Here is a 23,769-nt window from a genome sequence, read left to right as displayed (position 1 = left end):
CCGGTCTGAACACTCTTATAGTCCTTGGCGTCTTACTCTGTAACAGGCGAAAAACGGAGTGTAGAGGCGTCACTATGCAAACAAACTTGGGATAGGGAAAGTAAAGTTAATTGGGGATGGGACAAATGGATTCTTCGTTACGAATGAAACGGTTCTACGCACACGACGAGTGGCGAATCGCCACGCAGAGTAGTGAAACAGCGGTGGTGACGCTCGTATGAGCGGCGCGCACGAGACGGACGCCGACGAAGTCACCCTCCCGGTCAAACGAACAAAGGGCGACACCCTCGAAGACCGAATGACGGGGAACGCGTACCAGAACATCCTCCCGGCGCGCTATCTCCGCAAGGATGCCGACGGCAATCTCGTTGAGTCGCAGGAAGACCTGTTCCCGCGCGTCGCGAAAAACATCGCGCTCGCGGAAGCAGTCTACGAGGCCGAAAAGCAGGACACCGAAATCACGGTTACGCCCGAGCAGTTGAAACCCGGTCACCCGCGCCGCGACGAACTCGCCGCCGAAGTGTTCGGCAAGGGAACGACCACCGAGGACGACGCCGAAACGGCGCTCTCGGTCTACAACGTCAACAAGTTCGCCTACGAGACGGTCGTTCCGGAACTTCCTGAGGACATCGCGGAGCACGTCGAGTCGGTGCGAGACGAGTTCGACGACCTGATGGAAAACTTGTCGTTCATCCCGAACTCGCCCACGCTGATGAACGCTGGCGACGAACTCCAGCAGTTGTCGGCCTGTTTCGTTGACTCGCCGGGCGACGACATCACGGACATTCACCAGACCGCGAAAGAGGCCGCAGAGGTCTTCCAGTCCGGCGGTGGCATGGGCTACGCCTTCTGGAAACTCCGACCGTACGGTGACGCAGTCGGTTCGACGGGCGGTATCGCCTCCGGCCCGATTACGTTCATGCGCACCTACGACCAGATGTGCGAAACCATCGCGCAGGGCGGTGCCCGACGCGGCGCACAGATGGGCGTCATGCGCGTTTCACACCCCGACGTTATCCAGTTCATTCACGCCAAAAACAAGGACGTGAGCCTCGCCAACACGCTCCGCCTGAACGACCCCGACGACTACACGCACACGTCGTTTAAGGACGCGCTGGCGGAAGCCCGCGAACTCATCGACGAGGATGGACGCGTCCCGAAACACCTCCGCAACGCCGCCGAGGGCCATCTCTCTAACTTCAACATCTCCGTCGGCGTCACGGACGACTTCATGGACGCGCTCTACAACGACGAGGAGTTCGTCTTCACCAATCCGCGCACGGAGGAACCGCACGTCGCCACCGCACACACCGAGGAAATGTACGACATGTTCGGCCTCGGCGACTACGTCACGCCCGGCGAAGTGCTCTCGATTCCCGCCGACGTCATCTGGAACCGCATCGTGGAAGGGGCGTGGGAGAACGGCGAACCCGGCGTCATCTACCTCGAACGGGTGAACAAGGAACACTCCTTCGACGTGGAGGAGCATCCAGACCACCGGATTCTGGCGACGAATCCGTGCGGCGAACAGCCGCTCGAAGAGTACGAAGCCTGCAATCTCGGCCACATCAACCTCTCGACGCTCGCCGACACGGACGCCCCGGACTGGCGCGTCTGGTACGAGCAGAACGGCGACAGCTACGGGTCGCTGTCGGAAGCCGTGGACGCCTTCCTCCGCGACGCCATCGACTGGGACGAGTTCGACTACCGCATCGACTACGGCACACGATTCCTCGAAAACGTCGTCACGATGTCCGACTTCCCGGTCGAGAAAATCGAACAGAAGGTTCGAGATATGCGGAAAATCGGACTGGGCATCATGGGACTCGCCCAGTTGTACATCCAACTCGGCGTTCGCTACGGAAGCGACGAGGGCAATGAAATCGCCCAGCAGTTGATGACTCACATCAATCACGAATCGAAGTGGGCCTCCCACGAACTCGCCGAGGAACGCGACTCGTTCAACGATTGGGGCGATTCGAAGTACGCGAACCCGACGGAGTACCCCGAGTGGTTCGAAAAGCAGACCGGACTCAATCCAGAAAAATGGAAGGACGGTTTCTCTGTTCGGAACCACAACACGACCACCATCGCGCCAACAGGAACCACCTCGATGGTCGGCAACACCACGGGTGGCTGTGAGCCGATTTACAACGTCGCCTACTACAAGAACGTCTCCGACGACGTACAGGGCGACGAGATGCTCGTGGAGTTCGACGACTACTTCCTCCGCACATTGGAGGCGAACGACATCGACGTGGATGCCGTCAAGCAGGAAGCCCAAGAGCAGATGGCGACCAACCAGTTCTCGGGCGTCGAGGGACTCGAAACCGTCCCGAACGCTATCGGCGAACTGTTCGTCGTGACGGGTGACCTCACCGGCAAACAGCACGCTGCGGTGCAGTGTGCCTGCCAGCAGGGCGTCGACTCGGCAATCTCGAAGACTTGTAACTTCCCGAACTCCGCCAGCAAGGCGGACATGGACGAGGTGTACCGCTACATCTACGACCACGGCGGAAAAGGCGTCACGGTGTACCGCGACGGTACGCGCTCGAAACAGGTTCTCACCACGCGCGCCGACAACGCCGAGTTCGCCGACGAGGACGAGGCCGCGGAAACCATCGCAGAGCAGATTGAAGCGGTCTTCGGCGGCATCGAAGGCTTCATCGAGAACGAAGAAGTGCAGGCCGCACTCGGCGACGAACTGTCCAGTCTGACCGAAGACGGTGTCACCGGCGGAGCCTACGCCAAAGAGCGTCCGCGTCCGGACGTACTTCACGGCGTCACGCAGCGCATCGACACTGGCTACGGCAAGATGTACGTGAACATCAACGAGGACGAATCCGGCGAACCGTTCGAACTGTTCGCAACCATCGGCAACTCCGGTGGGTTCACCAACTCCTTCACCGAGGCGCTGGCGAAGGTCATCAGCTACGCCCTCCGGAGCGGCGTTGACCCGAACGAAATCGCGTCCGACTTGCAAGGCATTCGTAGTCCGAAAGTTGCGTGGGACAAGGGCGAGCAAATCAACTCCATCCCGGACGCAATCGGCGTGGCGATGCGGCGTTACCTCGACGGCGAAATCGAGCGCACGAGCATCCCGCAGCAGAAGACGCTCGAAGAGACGGCGGACGAGGGTGAAACCGACGGCGGCGCAGTCGAGACGGAAAAAGACGCCTCTCAATCGCTCATCGACGCGGGTGAGAGTCCGGAATGTCCGGAATGTGGGTCGCTCTCGCTTTATTTCTCCGAAGGCTGTAAGACCTGCGAGTCCTGTGGCTGGAGCGAGTGCTCGTAAACGGCGTGTAGGGTCTTTCTAACCGATTTCGCGTATTCTGCTGTTTCTGTATTTTACCGGTTTGGGTGTATTCGAGACGGCCGGAACCCACAAGTGTAGAGACATTGTCTGAAAGAGAGTTACACGGGGGACGAATGCAGGGGAACGGAATGGATGATATTTCGAAGACGGTGTCAGAAGCGAGGAATGTGGAATGAAATCGCGGAGTGATTTCCGGAACGGCCTCTTTCTCGTCCTATCTGGCGTTCTACTCGTCGGATTGGCGTTCGGGGCGAGTTGGGCACTCGCCCCGAACACGAGCATAACAGCTCCCGATTCGAACGCGACGACGACGCTCGTCGGCGTGCAAGGGCCGGGATGGGGCGGAAGTGTAGTCGAACTCGACAGCAACGGAACGAGACTGTGGCGAATCGGGAACGCCATCAGCTATCAGGACGTGTCGATGCTCGACAACGGAACTGTGCTGGCGACCCACGCGGACGGCAATTACCAGCGGTGCGGTCAGTTTCCCGCACCCTGCAAACGAACCGGCGTCAGGTTCATCGACCCAGACCCAAATCCGAAAATCGTCGGTGAGTGGAGCTACCCGGTTCGAACCCGGAAAGACAGCGAGGTTCACGACGCGGAGATGACTCCATCGGGTGAACTGCTCGTCGCGGATATGGAGTACGAAAGCATCTACACGTACAACTTCTCGACCGGAAAGCGGTCGTGGACCTGGAACGCGAGTCAGTACTACGACGAACCGCCCGACCCGACCAGAACCGACTGGCTCCACATCAACGACGTGGATAGAATCGGCGACGGGCGCTACCTCGTTTCGGTTCGAAACACGAATCAACTGCTCGTCATCGAACGCGGAGAGGGCGTGGTCGAAGTAATCAACAAAAACCGCGACCCGGACGTGCTGAACAAGCAACACAATCCGCAGTGGCTCGGGGACGGTGCAGTTGTCGTCGCGGATTCCGAAAATCACCGCATCGTCGAACTGCACAGAAACGAATCGACCGGCGAGTGGGAAACAGCGTGGATAGTGTACGAAGCGGGCGGGATTCACTTCGACTGGCCGCGCGATGCCGACCGTCTGCCGAACGGGAACACCCTCATCACGGACAGCCGGAACAATCGCGTGGTCGAAATAACGCGGAACGGAAGCGTGGTTACTAGTTACAACGTTCCAAATCTTCCTTACGAAGCCGACCGCATTCCGTTCGAGGAATCCGCGGGACAACCGTATCAAAGCGGGAGCAGAAACGTGCTCGGCGACCGCAACGCAGACGTTCCAGTTCTCTCCACGCTTCTTACGGGAGCGCGACACGCTGTCGCGCTCCCGTTCTGGGTTTCGGAACTCCACGTTCTCGTCGTCCTCGTCGCAGTCATCCTGTGGTGTGTTGGCGGTCTGCTGTTAATCAAATCTCGATGGTCATCATGAGGGGAAACAGTCAAATCGGTCGAATCCGGTAGTTCTCCTATGGCAGAAAAAGCGAACGGACGACCCTGCCCGCTCTGTGGCGAGTCGATGTCCCACCGCCACTGCAAGTACGTCTGTCCGCAACACGGCGTCGTCTACGACTGCTCTGACACGTTTTACTGATTTTGCGGTTTCACGGCGTTCATCCGGCATCTCTTCATTTATCCTTGAAATGCCGGTACGCTGGCCCAGCCAACAGGAGGAGCGCGACGAGTCCCAGCGCCGCAACGAGGGGCCAGTTCTTCCCGAGTTCGTTCACCGAAAGCGAATCCAAGGAACTTCCGGCGAGTACCGCCGCAATCATCCACGGCGCTTCTCCGATTGTCGTCCCGATGACGAACGCCCGTGGGGAGACGTTGGACAAGCCCGCCGTCGCCGAGATAGCGTCGGCGGGCACTGGGGAGAGTCGAGAGACGATTATTCCCCGCAGGTCGCCGGTCGTCTCGAAAAAGCGGCCGCCGGACTTACCGATGCGTCCGAACATTCCGCCCTCGATGCCGAAATACCGCGCACCTACGAACGGAACGCAGGAACTCATGGTCGCGCCAACGAGCGCGACAGGAATCCCGACGACCGGCCCGTAAACGTAGCCGACCGCCGCCGCAACCGCCGTCGTCGGCCACGCGAAAAACGGGCGGACGAGGTAGACGACGAGAAAGAATCCGCCAGCGAGGAACGGGTTTTCGGTCACGCGCTCGACCTGCTCGAAGACGACCGTCGGCGAGAGCAAAACGCCAGCCAGAGCCACCAGCCCGACGACTGCGAATGCAGTGAGATGCCGACGACTCTTCGTGAATGCCATTCCCCCGTAGGTAGCAAGGGAGGGGGCTAAGGTCTTTCCACCCGAGCGCGCAACGTTTAATCCGCTTCGTGTGGGATTCGTAATCGATGGACGAGGACACCGTCGCGCTGGGGGTGGAACTGTTGAGCAAACTGGAACATCCCGAACTGTCTGTTGCGGAAGCGGTAGACCGCATCGAGACGGTGACAACCAATCCCGCCCTGACCCGGACGATTTTGGACGAGGCCGAAAAACGCGGCGTCATCGAGCGCGAAAACGGAATCATCCGACCGCAAGGCGGTGGCTACCTCCGATTCGAGAGCGACGTGGTGACCAAGGAAGGTGACTTTTCCTGTCGGCGCTGTGGCACCGGGATTTCGACGGGCTACTTCATGAAACTCGATGCAGGCGAACACGGGCCGTTCGGCTCGTCTTGCATTCGAAAGGTGACGGGCAGGGAGTGAGTTTTCGCGACAAAGAACCGTTATCGACCGTGAGACAGTTCCTCGATGAGTTGCTCGATAGTGTGTTGCTGTCGTTCGAGCAGTTCGTTCTGTCGCTCGACCACTTCGGTGAGGGCTGTTAGTTGTGCCTCCACCGGGTCGTCCAACCGCTCGCTCGCGGATTCGAAGCCGGAGTCGGCAAAACCGGTCGTGGCTTCGGCTTCCTGTGTGGCGGCTCCGCCGGATTCGGATTCCTGCGTTCGAGCCTCTCGTTGTTCGATTTCTAGCGCCTCGGCTTCCGGTTCGGCGACCGATTCGGTCGCCGAACCGGAGGAGGCTGGTCGTGACTCCGTCGTCGTTTCCGTCGATGCGACTCCCGATCCGGGCGTCGTGTGGTCTGTATCCTCCAACTCAGCGGAAACTCGTTCAGCTTCGCCCTCGCCGAGCGGGTCTTCGACGATTTTCCCACTGTCGTCGAGTTCGGGTGGATTCGCGTTGAGCGGTTCGACACCGCCCCCGAACACGTCGTCGTCCTCGGTAAACGAGACGTTTTCGTCGGCTTCCGGTTCGGGTTCCTCGGCGGGGGCGACCGTCTCCTCGAACTCGGCGTAACTGCCGACGTCGTGGTAGGCGAGAAGTGACTGTTCGATACGCTCGCGGACTTCTCGGGTTCGGTCGCTCGGGGTTTTGATTCGCTGTGGGCGACCGTTCGCCTCGATGATGATTTGGGAGGAGACGGTTCCTTCTTCGACATCGAGGCTGGTCACGTCGGCGAAGTGGAACTGCTCGAAATCTTGGTCCCAAATCGCTTCCCCGACGTGTTTGACGACGCGCGCGCTGGTAAGGACGAGAGTGAGTTCGCTGAACTGGTAGGTCTGGGTGACTTGTTCGTTCGCGTCGGTGATGCCCGCACCGTTCAGCACGCCCGCGATGACGGGATGCAGTGCATCGTGAAGTCGTTTCGACGGGATTTTGAAGGAATCCTCGCCGTCGATACCGTAATCGAGGGTGATGGTTGATTTCCGTCGTCCTTCGGCGACGGAAATCCGTTCTGCACTGTGTGGATACTCTTCGACCGATTCGTCGCTCAGCAGACCGTCGGCGCGGTAGATAAGTGTTCGAGAGGGCGTGACGAAGAGGGTATCCTCTCCGCCAAGCGGTACTTTTGCGGCGACGTGTTCGTCTCCGAGACTGGACTGGACGATTCCCGGTACGCTCATGCAGGGAACTGGTCAGGCCCGTATCTTAAAACCGCCGGGTGAACACGACACAGACAAAACCAGTAATAAATGTATCATTAAATGTGGCGCAAGTCGGGAGACGGTGTCGCCGTCGTGGCGTGTATCCCCGTGCCATCCGTCGGTCAAGATGAGAACTTTAAAGAGTGGCACATCCCTACCCGTAATTGAGCCCGGGTGGCTTAGCTGGACATAGCGCCGCACTCATAGGGTTCTGAGATTTGGCGCTCAGGCCTTGGAAGCCTCCCATGCGCCCGTGAGGCCCCGCCAGGCCTCGAACCTGGGACATGCGGAGATCGAGGGTTCGGAGCCCTCCCCGGGCATTTTTCATCCATTTAGTTCGATAGCAACGCCAGTATTTGGATATTCGGCGAGCGAACTGAGTCGAAGGCAAAACGGAAGTTCCTGCGGTAGAACTGCCACCTGTTTCTACTCCGACGGTGCGACTCTGCTTGTATCGAGGTTCGTGTCGGGGCGTATGTCGAAGAGAGTGAACAGACAACTAGGTGGCCAATACGAGAACTCCTCGATAATCCGAAATTGGAAATCCTGATTTTGGGGTCATGATACGCTGTCAGACACGTTCGAACCTTCCGTGTGAGAAAACGGCATCAAAATCGTTTGTAAAAGGTCTAAAGGTTTCTAAATGATTTATAAAATGTCGGCGAACCGAATCGGAGTGGTAAAATCGCGTGAATTTCACTGTATACTCTCCCCGTTATATGTCCCCTCCAGTCGTAGCGAGAGATACATCCCAGAGTAATCATGTCGGGTCCTCCAACGATACAGAACGACCGCGCATCGGATTTCGAACTTCCAGTCCCCCGCAACGCCGTCGAGAGTACGGCCCGAAAGCTGTTCGCCCCGGTTCAGTTCCTAAGCTTCTGGACTGCGGTGGCGCTTCCGTTCGCCTACCCACCACTGCTGTACCACGGTTACGTGTCCGCGACGACCGCAACCTTCGCCCTGCTCCTTGCCCTGAATATGGTCGCCATCGTCGTCGGCCACGGCTACAACCTCGACTGAGTCCCCGATTCGAGAAACCGCGTCGAGCGGAAGTCGCCCTGAATCCCCAAAATTCGTCGGCTGAAACCCGCGTTTTCGTTTTAGGTAGGCCAAAATAGTAGTATTTATGATAAGAACTATCTCCGCGCATACCCAACGACGACCATGGGCGTACTCGGAAACCTTTCGCTGGTGTTCGTTGCAGGGCTTCTCACGGCTTTCGCGACCGGCATCGGTGCTCTGCCTTTTTTTCTCGTCAGGGACGTGAGCGACCGCTGGAACGTCGTTCTCTGGGGACTCGCGTCGGGAATTATGCTCTCCGCGTCGGTTTTCGGTCTGATATTCGAGGGCATCTCGAACGCGAACGGCGGCAGTTTCGTCGGTGTCGGGGTTGGCTTACTGGTCGGTGCTGGACTCGTCGTCGTGAGTCACCACGCCATCTCCGGTATGGAAGTCAATCCAAGAAAGTACGAGGAAGCGGATTTCAAGAAACTGGTGCTCATCCTCGGTATTCTCACCGTCCACAGTTTTCCGGAAGGCGTGGCAATCGGCGTCTCGTTCGCCGATTTGAACCTCGGAACCATCGACGGAATCGCCTTCCTTGGGTTTTCGGTACCGCTCCTCGCCATCTTTATGACCGTCGCCATCTCGATTCACAACGTTCCGGAGGGTGTCGCAATCTCGATTCCGCTCCGTTCGATGGGGGTGAGCAACTGGCGCATGGTTTGGTGGTCGGTTTTTTCGAGTTTGCCCCAGCCAATCGGTGCAGTCATCGCGTTCTATTTCGTTCGAACCGCACGGGAGTTTCTTCCTATCGGGTTTGGCTTTGCGGCGGGAGCCATGATATATCTCGTCGTCTCCGAGTTCATTCCGGAAGCGCTCGAAGTCGGCAAGGAATTGCCGGGTGACGGCTACCGTGAACTCGTTTCGGGACTCTCCGCCGGGATTCTCCTGATGGTTCCGCTCGCATTCGTCTGAATTTCATTCTCCAAACTTATTCTGAATTTATCCCACATTCCGAAGAACCGACTCCAATTAAACGGCCTCAAAAACGGTTTTGAATCGTTTTGATGGTTTTTAGCCTGTGATGACCGAACGAACAGGTCTGTTCATTACCCGTGAACGATGTGAATTCATCCTAACGCTCTCTACGGTATAAGGTCGTCCCTGTCTACGACTTAGTCGGGCACGGGTGTGCTACAATGTCGGGAACTACCTCATTCGAAAACGACGGCGACGGTATCAGTCGCACCGCTGTTGGACGCGAGAAACTCACTGCGCTCCACGCAAAGTATCGAGAACACACGCTGACGACACCGCTCCAGTTCGTCAGTTTCTGGTCGGCAGTCGCACTGCCGTTTCTCTACGTTCCACTCCTGATGGACGGTCTCGCTGGCGCAGAAATCACGGTTTTCCTCTCCCTGCTCGCCTGTCACGTCGTCGCCCTCTTCGCCGGACATTCCTACGGACAGGAGTAGTCGCTCTACTTCGATACTTTTTCACTCTCTGTCTATTTTCGCCCCCTCTTCGGTCGATTTAACCTCTTCCTCGAAAACGAGTACACATGGGACTCGAAACAGTGTCGCTCGGCAGTACCGGCACGAAGGTAAGCCAAATCGCGTTCGGAACGTGGCGGTTCGGCCGGGAAAACGACGAAGGCAAAGTCGAAATCGGCGAGAAGCGCGCCCACGAACTCCTTTCCGCTTACGCCGACGCTGGCGGCAACTTCATCGACACTGCCGACATGTACGGCGACGGCGAGAGTGAGCGATACATCGGTAACTGGCTCGCAGACCGCGACCGCGAGGATTTCGTTATCGCGTCCAAAATCTACTGGCCGACCCGGAAAGACGACCCGAACGGAGGCGGTCTTTCGCGTAAACATCTGCGCAGGCAGATGAACCTCATTCTCGACCGTCTCGGAACCGACTATCTCGACCTGCTCTACATCCACCGCTGGGACGACGAAACGCCCGCAGAGGAGTTCATGCGCACGCTCGACGGCTTCGTCCGAGACGGAAAGGTGAACTACATCGGCACCTCGACGCTCGAACCGAACGCGTGGAAAGTCGTGAAGGCGAACGAGATGGAGTACGAACCGTTCCGCCTCGCCCAACCGCGATACAACCTCGTCAACCGCGAAATCGAGTCGAACTACCTGCCGATGTGCGAGGACTACGACATCGGACTCATCCCGTGGTCGCCGCTCGCGGGTGGCTTCCTGACGGGCAAATACTCGCGAGACGAAAAACCGCCGAAGGGAACTCGCGGCGCGAGCGACCAGCAGTTCCGCGATTCCTACCTGACCGAAGAGAACTTCGACGTGCTTGAAGAAGTCGAAGCCGTCGCGGAGGAAGTCGGAACGACTCCTGCAAAGGTCAGCCTCGCGTGGTTGCTGAACCACGACGCGGTGACGGCACCGATTGTCGGGGCACGGACAGTCGAGCAGTTGGAAGAGAACCTCGCCGCAACCGACGTTTCGCTTACCGACGAGCAGTTCGAACGACTGGCCGACGCGAAGTAAACGACGGTCTCGAACTTCCACCGCCGAGCCAAGCGTTTTTGACGGATTGCGAACAACCTCCTGCATGGACGAAATTTCACTCGTGGTTCCGGAGGCTATCATCGACTCACTTCCCGAAGACGGCGACAGCGCGGCGCGCGACATGCAAGAAGCCGTCGCGGGATGGGAGGCACGGCTGAATAGACTCGCCGAGGAAGAGTCGGACGAGGACGTTGCCAGTGCTGCGGTTGACGTTGTCGAGCGGTTCGAAACCCGCTGGGAGCAGTACGACGATTTCGTCGCCGAACTGCGCGCGTGGGGCCAATCGCCCATCTACGCGATGGCGTGGCGCGACCTCCACGCCGCGCTCGTCCAGCAGTTGTACGACAACGACGACCTCTCCACGCACATCGACCGGGAGCGAAACGCCCGCATCGTCAACGACGGCATTCGATTCGGGAGATGAGCGGCGACGACCCGCCGCTGTCCCGCGTTCGACGGGCGAAAAGTCAGCAGTCGGAAACCTCCCGCATCGACAGCGGCGCGATTGCGGTCGGAATGGTCGTCACGCTCGGTGCCCATCTCGTCCCGGCCCTGCTGTTGCTCCTCGAAACGTCGGCATCTTTCGTTCGTCTGGCCGCACTTGCCAGCACGATTGTGTTCCCGTTCGGGAGCTACATGGCCGGACGCTACGCCGGAACCGACTGGGAACGCGGCGGACTTCACGGCGTGTTTTCGGCGGGAGCCTCACTCGTCGTGCTCGGCGCGTCGGCGGTCGTCCTCGTCGGCGCAGACCGGGCAGTGGCCGAGTTCAGCCGAATGCTGGTCGGCGCACCCGAGGAGGGATTCGGGCTAATCGCCGGTTCGCCCGTGCTCGCGGGAATCGTCGTTTTCCTCCTGTTCGCCGGAATCGTCGGCGGGGCGTTCGGAGCGAACTGAACACGTCGAAAGCGTTCCGCAGTCTGAGCGTTTATAATCACAGCGGGCTATTTTCGCGTATGGAACTTACGCTCCGATTCTTTGCGAATTTCCGCGAAGACGTCGGACAGAAGGAACTCGAACGGGAGTTCTCGTCCGGGTCGAACGTTGGCGAGGTATTGGAATCCCTCTCTAAGGAGTACGGAATCGACGTGTTCGAGGACGGAGAGTTGCGACCGCACGTCTCTATCATGAAAAACGGAAAGGACGTTGTTCACCTCGACGGCACAGAAACCGCGCTCGCGGAGGGCGACAGGCTCAGTATCTTCCCGCCGGTCGCAGGAGGATAGATGCGACGCGAGAAATCCTTCCGGGGCATCAACGAACGACTCGCGCGCGTCTACCTCGAAAACCTCGGCGGCGAGGTGGGGGAGGACGGCGACGTGTCGGGCGACGACTGGCAGGCCTCGCTTTCTTCGGAGAAGGTCAGCATCGGGCCGACCGTCGAACTAACCGAAATCACGGTCGTGTTCGAAGGCGACGAGGAAACCCTCGATTCGCTCGTGGACGATTTCTCGCAGAAGGCGATGCGTGCGGGAGGATGACGCATTAGGAGATGCAATGACCGACGACGAACCGACCCATCCCATCGAAGGACAAATCGTGCTGATGGCGGGCGCGAAGGCCAGCGTCCCGCTCGAACGCCTCTCCGAACTGCTCGCCGAGACGCAGGCCGACCTCAGCGGGCGGATTGACGAGTACCGACAGCGGTACGAGTGCATCCACGAAACACCCGAGGAACGCGTCTTTCTCGTCGAGGAGGGTCACTGGGAAACCGTCGGCAATCGGCTTGGGTTTGGGCGACGAGAGTGGGATGGGATTCGGCGCGCACACGAACAACAACTGTACCGAATCGGGCGGCGCGAACGACGCCGGTCGGAGTTCGATAGCGCGCTTGAGATTCGGGACGCCGTCGTGATTGGAACCTGCGAGTAGCGTGTGAGTAGGGTTGTGTTTTTGGCGGGTGGTGTGCTCCGGTTGTTTAACTCTTGATGTGTTTTCTGGGTTTGGTAGTAATTGAGTCAACAAATCCCGACACCAATGAAACCGCAACCGCACCGCCACTGCACCCGACCACATTCCTCCCCAACCGACTGCGTTTCTCGGTCGCTTCACTCCCTGCGATACTCATCCCTCGCGTGATAGTTGACAGGCCTTCGAGACGCTCTCAGGCCTGTCAACTATCACGCGCCGAAGGGTTTGTTGTGATTCGTGCAGCACACCACAGACTCGAAAACAGTAGTCGAGGCACAGCACGCGAAAAGCAGTACTCAAAATACAAGACGGTCGTTTTCAACAGCTCCCTACTCCAAACTCTCGAAGGCGGATTCCAAGTCGGCGAGCAAATCGCGGGGATGTTCCACACCAACCGAGACCCGCAGGAGGGAATCAGAAATCCCGATTTCCTCGCGCTCTTCGGGCGTGAGCGGCGAGTGGGTCATGCTCGCGGGATGTTCGATGAGGGACTCCACGCCGCCGAGACTGACCGCCAGCGCGAAGTGGTCGAGTTCGGCCACGAATCGCTCTACGTCCTCCAGTTCCCCGTCGAGTTCGAAGGAGACGACGCCGCCCCCGCCGTCCATCTGGCGCTTCGCGAGGTCGTACTGGGGGTGGGATTCGAGGCCGGGGTAGTACACTTCCGAAACCCCTTCGTGTTCGTCCAGATAGGCCGCGATTTCGGCGGCGTTGGTTTCGTGCTGGCGCATCCTGAGCGGGAGCGTCTTCAGACCCCGAAGGGTCAGGAAGGCGTCGAACGGCGCGAGCATGTTGCCCATGCCGACCTGCTGGAGGAACCCGATTTCGTTCGCCAGTTCCTCGTCGCTAGTGACCGCCACGCCGCCGATGGAGTCGCTGTGGCCGTTCAGATACTTCGTCGTGCTGTGGATGACCACGTCCGCACCGAGTTCGAGCGGTTGTTGGAAGTAGGGCGATAGGAAGGTGTTGTCCACGCCGAGAGTCGCGCCGACCGATTCCGCGACGGAGGCGATTGCCTCGATGTCACAGAGGCGGAGGAGCGGGTTCGTCGGCGTCTCCATCCAGATGAGGGCGGTGTCGTCGCGCACGGCGTCCGAAACGGCGTCGGTGTCCCGAGCGTCAACGAAATCCACGGCCACGTCCAATCGCTCGCGGAACAGTTCCTTGAGCATCGTCTGGGTTCCGCCATAGAGGTCGTCGAACGCGACGATGTGGTCGCCGGGCGAGACGGAGGCGGTGATAGTGGCCACGATTGCGGAGGTTCCGGAGGCGAAGGCCATGCCGTAGTCGCCGCCTTCGAGCGCCGCGAGTCGCTTTTCGAGTGCGTGTCTGGTTGGGTTCGAAAGTCGCGAGTAGAGATATTGGTTTTCGTCTGGGTCCAAATCTTCGAGGGAAATATCGGGGTCGATGCCGCCGACCTCGTAGGTCGAAGCGAGGTGAATCGGCATCGTCACGTCGCCCGCTCGGTCGTCGTGAGATGGTTGCTCCGCGTGGGTCACGGCCATCGTTTCGAATTTGTCTGTGTCGCCGGGGCGGTCAGTCATGCCACCTTCACGTTCGATAACCATAGTTAGAAGCTTTCGATGCGACAGGCGTTGCCATGCGCTCAAAGAATGGTAGTCTTCGGGAAATTATTGTGGAACATTCTGATGAAATATTTCGAAGATGTTTCGGCTAAACTCAGGGTAAAAGCGGTGGGTATTGGGAGCAATTTTGCTCGCGCGCGGTCAGCGGCGGCCGAACGTGGATGAAGGGGGGGGTTGGAATAAAACTAGTTCTACACTGGCGGTGACAAATATCATACGAATTAGAACTATATTTGGCGATATTTTCGAATCGGCTTTGAACACGAGGGCTTTGTTCGGTTCTCGACTTTCAGTGTTTCTACGAGATGATTTCGGTAGCCGACTCCAATGAGACCGCACCGGCCACACGCCTCCCCACCTGACTCGCTCCTTTCAGTCGCTCATCCACCGCCAGAGACGAGCTCTGCCGAGCCGTTCGCTCACTCCTGCGTCGCTCACGAAGACCTCGCGTGATACTCGGCAGGCCTTCGGGACGCCCGCAGGCCTGCCGACGCACGCGCCAAAGTGTTTGTGTCAGTTCACGAAAATCCAAATTCCACATATGGCGCGCGCTGGCAGAGCGCCCGAGGATAACGGTCATTCGAGGGCGTGTGCTGAAGTCGCGCGAGGGATGATTGAGGAACGAAGTGACGAGGGAATCGGTTGGGGAGGGTGTGGTCTGCGGGGGCGGTGCGGGAGCGGCTATGTGGAGTCGTGATTTGCGAACAGCAAAACGATGGAAGCACAGAACACGGACAGTTCTCGCCAAGTTGTGGTTCGGTCGAAATCAACAGTAGCTAACGAGCAGATTCAAAAATACGAAATTCCGATCGTTCGGCTTAGTCGTCGCCCGATGCCGCGGCACCGCCGGAACTCACGCCGGTTCCCGGTCCGATGTCGATGCCGAGGTCGTCCAGTTTCTCGTCCGGAACCACGCCGTCTTCCCAGCCGCGAACGTGGTAGTATTCTTCTTTCATCTCGTCCAGTTCGGCGAGCTGGCCTTCCGAACCGCCCTCTCCGGGGATAGCGTCGGGGTGGCCCTCTACGAACCGCACGGGGAGGCTGTCGTCGTCGCCGTCGAAGCCGACGAGGTTGTTGTAATAGCGTTCGAGGTTGTAAATTCGCTCGCCCGCTTCCATCAGTTCGTCCTCGGATACGTCGAGGCCGGTCATGCCGTTGTACTGGAGGACGTACTCCTCGACACCCTCCGCAAAGGCGTTGAACTTGCAGATGTCGAAGGAGTCGCTGATGGCGTGCATGTCTTGGAAGGTGGCACAGAGTTCGCCCTTGCCTTCCCAGTCTGCCGGGTCAACCTTCTCCGGAATGCCGAGGAGTTCCGCGGCGGGGGTGTAGCCGCGCAGGTGACAGGCACCGCGGTTGCTGGTCGCGTAGCCGATTGCCATGCCCTTCATGGCTCGCGGGTCGTAGGCGGCCATCGTCTGGCCTTTCACGTCCAGCGCCATCTCCTCGTCGCCGAGTTCGGTGGCAGCGCGGGCCGCGCCCTCCGCGAGCAGGTCGGCCAGTTCGTCCTCGCGGTGGGCCACACGGTCTATCATATCGACCATCGTGTCCACGTCGCCCCATTCGAGTCCCTCGTCCAATCTGCCTTCCTCGGTGGCTTCCATCGCCATCGCCATGGTGTTGCCCATTTCGATGGTGTCGAGGGCAACGTCGTTACAGCGGTCTATCATCAGCGCGACCTTGTCCCGGTCGTCGGTCATCGAGTTCGGGCCGAGCGCCCACGCCGATTCGTACTCGTAGGACTCCATCCGGACGTTCATGTCGCCGCCCTTATGGTGAACCTGCACTTCGACTTCCTTTTTGCAGGCAACTGGGCAGGAGTGACAAGTCGGTTCGTCTACGAGGATGTTCTCGCGGACGTTCTCGCCAGAGACGTTTTCCGCGTCGATTTCGGGCTGTGAGTGTCCCGCCTTCGCCTCGCTGCTGGTGCTCGTGTGCTGTGCGTTCCGGGTCGGTAGGCCGTCCATCTCGTTGGTGACATTCATCAAGACGTTCGTGCCGTATAGCGACAGACCGCCCTCGTTCGGAGCCGTCACGTCGGATTCCTGAATGGCCTGCATCGCCTGCTTGTGGCCCTGCTGGAACGTCTCTTGGTCGGCGGGCTTCTGCATCTTCGTCGTGGATTTGATGACGATTGCTTTGAGTCCCTTCGACCCCATTACGGCACCAGTCCCACCACGGCCGGACGCCCGGTCGTCCTCGTTGATGATGCAGGCGTATCGAACTTCGTTTTCGCCCGCTTGTCCGATTGCCATCATCGAGAGGTTCTTGCCGTAGGCACCGTCGATTTCTTCTTCCAAGGTGTCACGGGTTTCGTGAACGCCCTTGCCCCAGAGGTGCGAGGCGTCGCGGAGTTCGACTTCGCCATCCTCGACAACCGCGATAACCGGGTCGTCGGATTTGCCTTCGAACAATAGACCGTCGAATCCGGCCCATTTCAGCCGTGCGCCCGACCACCCGCCGTGGTGCGAATCCGTCACGGTGTTGGTCAGCGGCGACTTGGTACAGACAGCGATTCGCCCGCTCATCGTGACTTGCGTCCCGGTGAGGGGACCGTTCATGAACGCCAAGAGGTTGTCCGGACCGAGCGGGTCAACGTCCGCCCCTTGGTCGAACACGTACTTTACGCCGAGGCCCCGCGCCCCGATATATTTCCTCGCGTCGTCGTCATCGACGCTCTCGTAGTTCACCGAACCGTCCGAGAGGTCGACGCGAGCGACGTGGTCGTGAAAACCGCCTAAATCGGTCATGGTAAGCTCCAACGTTTATATTAGGTCGCTATCGTGTTAGCGGTTGCCACAAAGATGTAACTGGTTTTGGTTACGCCATTGGAGAACGACGATGCCGAAAACGGAAGTCAGACAAAAAAGTCGGAGGAGTCGACGGGTTCAGTCGTCGCGACGGAACGAGTACACGTGGCCGCTTTCCGCTCGTTCACTGTACGGTGGGTAGATGAACGTCGCGGCGCTGGCGTAGATAGCGTCGTCCGTGATTGCCGGTTTGGCCCGCACGGTTCCCATCACTTCCCAGTGGTCGAGTTTGGTTCCGTCGTCCGTCGAGTAGGCGTTCACGCGTCGGTTGCTGCCGATGTAGATAGTGTCGTCGTAGACGACTGCCTCGGAAACTCGCAAGTGCGAAGTCGGGGAAATCGTCCATCGCTCGTCTCCGGTTTCCGCCTCCAGCGCGACGAGACGAGGCGGTTTTTCACCGAGTTCGCCCGAGTCATCGATGACCGAGGCATAGAGGGAACCGTCCGCGACAGTAAGCCCGTTCACATCCGTCGTATCCGGGATTTTCTTCGACCACAGCGTCGTTCCGTCACCGGCGTCGAAGGCGAAAATCTCGGCTGATTTGTCGCGGTTCTGTGTGAAGTATCGCTCGGTTGCGTAGACGATGCCATCGGACACGACGACCCTTGAGTCCCGCGTGAATCTGCCTTCGGAAACCTGCCACTCGACACAGCCGTCGCTCGCGCCGAGTGCCCAGAGGTTTTCAGTTTCCCCGAGGTACGCGATTCCGTTCGAGACGGCGACGGAAGTGCCCCTATCGCCGGTCGAATGGTCGCTACCGAACGTCCACTCGATGTCACCCGTCTCCGCGTTCAGCGCGTACAACAGCGTTCCCTCGGGCGCATACTGCTGTGAGACGTAGATGGTTCCATCGGCAACTTCGTAGTCGCCGACGTTTCCGTTGACTGCGGTTTTCCACTCGATGTTTCCATTCTCGCCGTCCACCGCGACGATGTGACGTTCCCGGCCGTCCCGGCTGTACGCGTAGACGGTTCCGTCTACGTAGGTCTGTTCATCGTACGAACCATCGATTTGCCACGTTTCTTCTCCGCTTTCGGGGTCGATGGCGTAGAGGCTCCCGCTTTCATCCACAACGTATAACGTGTCGTCACCGACCGTCGGTGCCGATTCGACAGTTTCGTCTGTAACGAACCGCCAGTTCGTTCGCTCGTTTGTCGCCGAAAAAGCGTAGAGGTAGCCGTTGTTGTCCCCAGCGTAGACGGTTTCGTTGACGACGGTCGGCGCGAATTCGACAGTACCACGAGGGTAGTACTGCCACTGAGCATCGCCCGAGGATGCGTCGAAAACGCGGACGGGGTCGCCACCCGTATAGATATTTCCACCTGCAATCGTGAGTGTCGCGGTATTTGCGAGGGTTTCCCACGAGCTCCAAACCTTGCTTCCATCGTCCGCATCGTACACGTATATCGACCCCGAGCGTCCGGAACCGGCGACGTAAACCTTGCCGTCGGCGACGGCAGGCGTACTCCCCCTGTCTAAACTGCTCTCATCGACTTCGACAGTCCACTGTTCGTTTCCGTCGTCGGTCGAGTAGGCGTGGAGTTCCGTATCGTTCACGATGAAAATACTCCCGTCTGCGACTGCTGGGGAACCACCGGATCTGGAGAGTCCGTCTATCCGCCACAGTTCGGTGCCATCTTCGGCATCGAGGGCGTAGACTGCGTTTCTTCCACGGAAATACGCGACTCCGTCGGCGACCGCCGGAACGTTTGCCCGCGGCTCGTTCGGTTTGAACTCCCAGCGAACAGACCCATCTGCGAGGTTGAGCGCGTAGCATTTTGTTCCGGTTCGATGTGCTGTCGCGTATACAGTACCATCGACGACAGTGACCGAAGGAGTACGTTGTGAGTCAGCCTCGAACTGCCACAGGTTGCTTCCGTCTTCCGCATCTTGCGCGAAAACCATTCCTTCAGCCGTCGTCAACACCGTTCCATCTGCGACCGTTGGCGGAGAACCATAGGAGTACAGCTCACCATCTGCATCGGGAGTCGCTCGCCAGAGTACTTCGCGTGTCTCAATGTCGAACGCAATGGTTGTCGCAGTTGCGTCAGCAACGTAGGCAACGTCGTCAACGACAGCAGGGTTCGAAATATCCTCCTCGCTCAACCGTTCGCTCCACCCCAATGGTGGTTCGGGAACGCCGTCTCCCGGCGGGTTGCTCGTATTCGCGGCGTCGTACAGGAACGTAGACCAGTCCTGTCCGGCGAGTGTGGAGGGGTTGTCGGATGCGGTTACGTGCGTGCTATCAAGTGCTCCAGATGCACCTGCGACGCTCGCGCCACCGACGGCGAGACCGACCGTCTTCAGGAACGTTCGTCGTGTATCCTCGAACATGCGACTATGCAATGTGAGGGGACGGTATTTGCTATCAGGTTTCTAATTCGTTTTCGCTTATTTTCACTGGTTTCATTGGTCATACAACTAACAATTGAAGGGCGGAATTTTGAACCAAATTGTGTCTAACTACCGGCAGGTGTGACTTTTGTGGACGTATCCGTTTTCATCCATTCAGAAAATCAATTTACACTGACTAATTTTCCGAATCGAAATTCGCTTTGAACGAGTTGACACGATTCTGTTCGACGCAGACTCAATTAGTTATCCGATAAAATAGAATAGTTGGGTGGGAATTACTCGTCGCGGTCGAACGAGTAGACGTAGCCGTACCGATTCGTTCTGTCGTCGAAGGCACTGTCAGCGTAGACGGCATCTTCGGTCACTGCAGGAGCCTCGATTATCGGGTACTCCGCGTCCCAACGGGCACTGACGCTCCCGTCGTCGCCATCCAACTGGTACACGCTCCGATTCGCACTGAAGTAGACGTTGCCGTCGTAGACCGTGTGAGAGTGTTCGATGACTCCCTGTTCCGTTGTGTTCGCCACGCCGGTTTCGTCCACTTCGAACGACCAGTGTTCGGTACCGTCGTCCCCATTGAGCGCGACGAGACGGGTCGGGTCGTGGACGTAAGAGACGACGTAGACGCGACCGCCACCGACTTCGATTTCGTCCGCCGTCGAGAGGCCGGACACGTCGGTAGACCACCGTTCGGTGCCGCTGGCGGCGTCGAGTGCGACGAGGTTGCCGTCCGCTACGCACGACGACCCGTCGCTGAGACCGACATAGACGGTGTCGTCCGTCACTGCGAGTGCATAGAGGCTGAACTCGTTGGGACGGAGCGCCCACTCGACGCCACCGTCGTCGGCGTCGAGTGCCCAGAGATTGTTCCCGTCAACCACGTAGGCGTTTCCGGCGGTGACCAACACGTCGTCCCGTGGATGACCGAGCGGGTCGCAGTCGCCTGTGAACGTCCACTGCACGTCGCCAGTGTCCGTGTCGAGGGCGTACGTCGTGCTGTGGGTGAACGACGCAAAGTAGAGCGTTCCGTCCTCGACGGTTGGTGTCGTGCGGACGCCGCCGGACACGAAGAACGACCAGCGTTCCTCGCCGGTCGCCGCGTCAACGGCGTACAGTCGCGTGTCGTCGCCCGAATTTCCTGCCACGTAGACCGTCCCGTCGCAAAGGACTGGCCCGACGGTGCCCGCTGGATCGTCGTCGCCAGTGACCTCGAACCGCCACCGTTCAGTTCCCGTCTCTCGGTCGATAGCGTACAGGTATTCGCCGTCTTCTCGTGCGTACACGGTCTTCTCGCCGACCGCTGGCGTATGTCGGAACGGCGAGTGCGGTCCGAACCGCCAATTCACGTCGGACGTGGTCGCGTCGTCGCAGTGGTGAGACTCGTCACTCTCGGCGAACTTGTCAGTCTGGCGTGCGCTTGCACCAGCGACACCGACGCCACCGACTGTCAGTCCGACCGTCTTGAGGAACGTTCTGCGTGTATTCTTCGACATGCGGATAGAAAATGTGACACAGTTATATTCACTATCCGTTTCATAATATTCTTTTTAGCCGTTTTTCGTGATTTCATAGGTCAGAAAGACCACATCACGTCCAAGCGACCAATATCGCTATAGCAACCCTAAAGATGGATTTCGGTCCTCTATATGTCGGATAATAAATTATTTAATGAGTAGATTCTGTACTGTATTTCATAGAATTATATCCGGTCAGCAAGCTTCGTGATACTGGACATACCACTGTCAGACAATCGGCAACCGTCGCCCTTTACGCCACCTGCAACAATTTGGCGAACGAATGTCCCTCTCCCTCGATAAACCGACCATGCGAAACTGGGCCGCCGTCCTCGCCTTCGCGGTCGGTATCTGCTACTTTTCCGTGTTCTCGACTCCCGACGCTGGCGTTTCCTCCTTCGGCCCGCTCGGAGTGGTCGGAATGGACAAATGGTATCACGGGATTGGCTACGGCGTTTTCAGCGTGTTACTCGCGGTCGCGCTGTCGAGTGGGACCAAGGAGGCTGATAAAGCCACCAGCGCGATTGCAATCGCGCTGGTGGCCATCGCGGGGGCGACCGGCTTCGGACTCCTGATGGAAATCGCTCAGACGTTCGTTCCGGTTCGCCACGGCGGAATCGGGGACGCAACTGCGAACGCGTTTGGGGCGACGATTGGCGTTGGACTCTGGTGGCTCGTCGCCGGACGAGACGAAGGCGATTTACGCGCGTAACCGCTTGTTCCGAACAATGAGTACGCCGACTCCCGAGAGCTACGAACGGGGCAAGGGGATGGACGCCCACAACTCCGTGATGCGCGATATTCGCGCGAAAAAGGAGAAGCATTACGACCCACACGAACCGACGCGTGTGTGGTTGGACGAGGACAATACGCCTGACGGCGTCTACAAAAGCCTCACGATTATCCTCAACACTGGTGGCTGTCGCTGGGCGCGGGCCGGTGGCTGTACGATGTGCGGCTACGTCGCCGAATCGGTCGAAGGCGGAAGCGTCGGCCACGAAGCCCTGATGGACCAAATCGAGGTCTGTCTCGCCCACGAGCGCGAGAATGCGGACGAGAAGAGCGGCCTCATCAAAATCTACACCTCCGGGTCGTTTTTGGACGAGCGCGAAGTCGGTGCCGAAACCCGACGAGCAATTGCGGAGACGTTTTCCGACCGCGACCGAATCGTCGTCGAGAGCCTACCGGATTTCGTAGAGCAGGAGAAGTTGGAGGACTTCACTGGCATCGGTCTGGAAACCGACGTGGCAATCGGGCTGGAGACGGCGAACGACCGCGTTCGCAAGGACTGCGTGAACAAGTACTTCGACTTCGAGCAGTTCATCGAGGCCAGCGAACACGCCGAATCGGTCGGTGCGGGCATCAAGGCCTATCTGCTGATGAAACCGCCGTTCCTGTCGGAGGCCGACGCGGTGCAGGACATGAAGGAGTCGATTCGGAAGTGCGCCGAGTACGCCCACACGGTGTCGATGAACCCGACGAACGTTCAGCGATACACCATGGTAGACGACCTCTACTTCCGAAACGGCTACCGACCGCCGTGGCTCTGGAGCGTTTGTGAAGTGCTACAGGACACGGCCGACGCACCTGCAATCGTCATTTCCGACCCTGTCGGCCACGGCTCCGACCGCGGCGCGCACAACTGCGGCGACTGCGACGACCTCGCTCAGAAGGCAATCAAGGATTTCGACCTCCGGCAAGACCCCTCCGTGTTCGACGAAGTGACCTGCGAGTGCGAACACACGTGGGAAGCCGTCATGGAGCGTGAGAAGAGCTATAGTCTCCCACTGGCGCGGTAGTCAGGCCGGTCTTATTTCGGCTACGGCGCGGATAACTAAGGACGTATCCGGCAATCGGACGGGTAGGGTGAATGGACACGGACGACCGTCCCGAGCGATGACGAACGCATGGGGGCAGTGCGAGACGATACTCTGTCCGAATGGGTGGGTCGAGATTCGGAATCCGGAGCGTGCGGACCAGTGGATTGCCATCGACGCGCCGACAGAGGTGCGTCGATGACTGTCGCAGGGAAACTGGCAGTCGTCGCGCCGGTTGCGGTTGCTGGCCCTGTCATCCTCTGGCCGCTTCTCCTGCTGTTTCTCGGCGGCTTGTTGTTGAATGCGATGTGGTCGCTACTTCGTGGACGACGCGGAAGCGAGTGACAAAAGGGGTTTCGAGAGGTGATAATTTCTAGTTGTGAGCAATGGCAAAGGATGCGACTACCGTGTTTGCAGTTGTCGAATCCACGTCACGCCCGAACGCGGTCAGTCACTCGTGGTTTCGCCACTCGTTCTTCCCACGGCCGCTCGTTCCCACCGGAAGAGACAAGCTTTTCCAAGCTTCAAAATCGCGGAGCGATTTTGAAACAGCCAAATCCGCCAAGTAACTGGACGAACTGGCCACAGCCTTCGGAACAATGAACTTGCATTCAAAACCGGCAGGCCAAGTTTGGTTTGGGCGGGCAGACCACTGGCCTGCCCGCCCCGTGGTTGGGCCGGGGGAAATCGAAGATTTTCTCGGCCGCGAAAGACGCCGTCTTTCGCAGGCGTGGCCTGCGACTCGTGTTAGTAACCGACTCTTCCACCGATTTCAGTAAATTGAATTTCCACCCAAAACCTCCGGTCAGCACGTCCCAGAAATCGGTTTCGCGGAAAGGGTACAAAGAAATGGCGCTGTTAAACTTATTGGAATTTAACAAATATGGTGTGCTGAAGAGTGAGAGTGTATTCATCCTGCTCATCAATCACGAAATTTCAGATATATGTGCGAACCTCACGCTCTCGGTTCGGTGTCTTCTGGCTATGAAATAGCA

General features: G+C 58.7%; 23 protein-coding genes and 1 tRNA gene. 18 read left to right on the top strand and 6 right to left on the bottom strand.

Annotated elements, in window-relative coordinates; all coding sequences use genetic code 11:
* Nucleotides 1-217: 217 nt before the first annotated feature.
* The 3 genes from BW974_RS10475 (at nt 218) to BW974_RS26960 (ending at nt 4,892) form a co-directional block, all read left to right on the top strand.
* Entirely contained in the window at nt 218-3,298 is a 3,081-nt protein-coding gene (locus BW974_RS10475) for an adenosylcobalamin-dependent ribonucleoside-diphosphate reductase (RefSeq protein WP_076430061.1), read from the top strand.
* Nucleotides 3,299-3,491: 193 nt separating this feature from the next.
* Nucleotides 3,492-4,730, top strand: coding sequence for a hypothetical protein (locus BW974_RS10470; RefSeq protein ID WP_076430060.1), 1,239 nt, complete (start codon nt 3,492-3,494; stop codon nt 4,728-4,730).
* A 39-nt stretch (nt 4,731-4,769) separates the two neighbouring features.
* Nucleotides 4,770-4,892: an HVO_2523 family zinc finger protein gene (locus BW974_RS26960; RefSeq protein WP_281247673.1), complete on the top strand. Its 123-nt coding sequence runs from the start codon at nt 4,770-4,772 to the stop codon at nt 4,890-4,892.
* A gap of 34 nt (nt 4,893-4,926) precedes the next feature.
* Here BW974_RS26960 and BW974_RS10465 read toward each other — a convergent pair whose 3' ends face one another.
* Nucleotides 4,927-5,571 (bottom strand): TVP38/TMEM64 family protein, encoded by a 645-nt coding sequence (locus BW974_RS10465; RefSeq protein ID WP_076430059.1) that lies wholly within the window; start codon nt 5,569-5,571, stop codon nt 4,927-4,929.
* Between the two features lie 86 nt (nt 5,572-5,657).
* Between BW974_RS10465 and BW974_RS10460 the strand changes: the two genes are divergently transcribed.
* Nucleotides 5,658-6,014: a DUF5830 family protein gene (locus BW974_RS10460; RefSeq protein ID WP_049969790.1), complete on the top strand. Its 357-nt coding sequence runs from the start codon at nt 5,658-5,660 to the stop codon at nt 6,012-6,014.
* 20 nt (nt 6,015-6,034) lie between these two features.
* Here the strand turns inward: BW974_RS10460 and BW974_RS10455 are convergent, their stop codons facing one another.
* Nucleotides 6,035-7,213 carry a DUF7115 domain-containing protein gene (locus BW974_RS10455; RefSeq protein WP_076430058.1) on the bottom strand — a complete coding sequence of 393 codons (1,179 nt, stop codon included), beginning with the start codon at nt 7,211-7,213 and terminating at the stop codon, nt 6,035-6,037.
* A 189-nt stretch (nt 7,214-7,402) separates the two neighbouring features.
* Here BW974_RS10455 and BW974_RS25600 point away from each other — a divergent pair.
* From BW974_RS25600 to BW974_RS10410, 10 genes are all read left to right on the top strand, one after another.
* Nucleotides 7,403-7,554 (top strand) — tRNA-Met (locus BW974_RS25600).
* A gap of 442 nt (nt 7,555-7,996) precedes the next feature.
* Nucleotides 7,997-8,257: a DUF8028 family protein gene (locus tag BW974_RS10450; protein ID WP_076430057.1), complete on the top strand. Its 261-nt coding sequence runs from the start codon at nt 7,997-7,999 to the stop codon at nt 8,255-8,257.
* 144 nt (nt 8,258-8,401) lie between these two features.
* Entirely contained in the window at nt 8,402-9,214 is an 813-nt protein-coding gene (locus BW974_RS10445; RefSeq protein WP_076430056.1) for a ZIP family metal transporter, read from the top strand.
* A gap of 224 nt (nt 9,215-9,438) precedes the next feature.
* A complete protein-coding gene (locus BW974_RS10440; RefSeq protein ID WP_076430055.1) occupies nt 9,439-9,714 on the top strand; it encodes a DUF8028 family protein in 276 nt (91 codons plus the stop codon).
* 86 nt (nt 9,715-9,800) lie between these two features.
* Nucleotides 9,801-10,760 (top strand): aldo/keto reductase, encoded by a 960-nt coding sequence (locus BW974_RS10435; protein ID WP_076430054.1) that lies wholly within the window; start codon nt 9,801-9,803, stop codon nt 10,758-10,760.
* A 64-nt stretch (nt 10,761-10,824) separates the two neighbouring features.
* The gene (locus BW974_RS10430; RefSeq protein ID WP_076430053.1) at nt 10,825-11,205 is read left to right on the top strand and encodes a DUF7971 family protein; all 381 of its coding nucleotides are present in this window, start codon (nt 10,825-10,827) and stop codon (nt 11,203-11,205) included.
* Nucleotides 11,202-11,678 (top strand): hypothetical protein, encoded by a 477-nt coding sequence (locus tag BW974_RS10425; RefSeq protein ID WP_076430052.1) that lies wholly within the window; start codon nt 11,202-11,204, stop codon nt 11,676-11,678. The genes BW974_RS10430 and BW974_RS10425 overlap by 4 nt, the downstream gene beginning before the upstream one ends.
* 59 nt (nt 11,679-11,737) lie before the next feature.
* On the top strand, nt 11,738-12,007 hold the full coding sequence (locus BW974_RS10420) for a ubiquitin-like small modifier protein 1 (protein WP_076430051.1): 270 nt from the start codon (nt 11,738-11,740) through the stop codon (nt 12,005-12,007).
* Nucleotides 12,008-12,262 carry a MoaD-like domain-containing protein gene (locus BW974_RS10415; protein WP_076430050.1) on the top strand — a complete coding sequence of 85 codons (255 nt, stop codon included), beginning with the start codon at nt 12,008-12,010 and terminating at the stop codon, nt 12,260-12,262.
* 16 nt (nt 12,263-12,278) lie between these two features.
* Nucleotides 12,279-12,653 (top strand): DUF8048 family protein, encoded by a 375-nt coding sequence (locus BW974_RS10410; RefSeq protein ID WP_076430049.1) that lies wholly within the window; start codon nt 12,279-12,281, stop codon nt 12,651-12,653.
* Nucleotides 12,654-13,021: 368 nt separating this feature from the next.
* Here the strand turns inward: BW974_RS10410 and BW974_RS10405 are convergent, their stop codons facing one another.
* The 4 genes from BW974_RS10405 to BW974_RS10390 all read right to left on the bottom strand — a co-directional run bounded on the left by BW974_RS10405 (nt 13,022) and on the right by BW974_RS10390 (nt 20,936).
* Nucleotides 13,022-14,236, bottom strand: coding sequence for a trans-sulfuration enzyme family protein (locus tag BW974_RS10405; RefSeq protein WP_076430341.1), 1,215 nt, complete (start codon nt 14,234-14,236; stop codon nt 13,022-13,024).
* Between the two features lie 860 nt (nt 14,237-15,096).
* On the bottom strand, nt 15,097-17,028 hold the full coding sequence (locus tag BW974_RS10400; protein ID WP_076430048.1) for an aldehyde ferredoxin oxidoreductase family protein: 1,932 nt from the start codon (nt 17,026-17,028) through the stop codon (nt 15,097-15,099).
* A 138-nt stretch (nt 17,029-17,166) separates the two neighbouring features.
* A complete protein-coding gene (locus BW974_RS10395; protein ID WP_076430047.1) occupies nt 17,167-19,422 on the bottom strand; it encodes an outer membrane protein assembly factor BamB family protein in 2,256 nt (751 codons plus the stop codon).
* A gap of 296 nt (nt 19,423-19,718) precedes the next feature.
* Entirely contained in the window at nt 19,719-20,936 is a 1,218-nt protein-coding gene (locus tag BW974_RS10390; protein ID WP_076430046.1) for an outer membrane protein assembly factor BamB family protein, read from the bottom strand.
* A 304-nt stretch (nt 20,937-21,240) separates the two neighbouring features.
* Here BW974_RS10390 and BW974_RS10385 point away from each other — a divergent pair, with 304 nt between their 5' ends.
* The 4 genes from BW974_RS10385 to BW974_RS25595 all read left to right on the top strand — a co-directional run bounded on the left by BW974_RS10385 (nt 21,241) and on the right by BW974_RS25595 (nt 23,119).
* Nucleotides 21,241-21,669, top strand: coding sequence for a VanZ family protein (locus BW974_RS10385; protein WP_076430045.1), 429 nt, complete (start codon nt 21,241-21,243; stop codon nt 21,667-21,669).
* 16 nt (nt 21,670-21,685) lie between these two features.
* Entirely contained in the window at nt 21,686-22,756 is a 1,071-nt protein-coding gene (locus BW974_RS10380; RefSeq protein ID WP_076430044.1) for an archaeosine biosynthesis radical SAM protein RaSEA, read from the top strand.
* A gap of 97 nt (nt 22,757-22,853) precedes the next feature.
* A complete protein-coding gene (locus tag BW974_RS26955) occupies nt 22,854-22,976 on the top strand; it encodes a hypothetical protein (RefSeq protein WP_281247672.1) in 123 nt (40 codons plus the stop codon).
* Nucleotides 22,973-23,119, top strand: coding sequence for a hypothetical protein (locus BW974_RS25595; protein ID WP_175609662.1), 147 nt, complete (start codon nt 22,973-22,975; stop codon nt 23,117-23,119). Before BW974_RS26955 ends, BW974_RS25595 begins: the two co-directional genes overlap by 4 nt.
* The last annotated feature ends 650 nt before the right edge of the window (nt 23,120-23,769 follow it).

The sequence above is a fragment of the Haladaptatus litoreus genome (genome assembly GCF_900156425.1).
Classification (GTDB): Archaea; Halobacteriota; Halobacteria; order Halobacteriales; family Haladaptataceae; genus Haladaptatus; species Haladaptatus litoreus.
The sequence above is the reverse complement of the archived record's forward strand: the minus strand, read 5'-3'. Positions and strand labels throughout refer to the sequence as shown.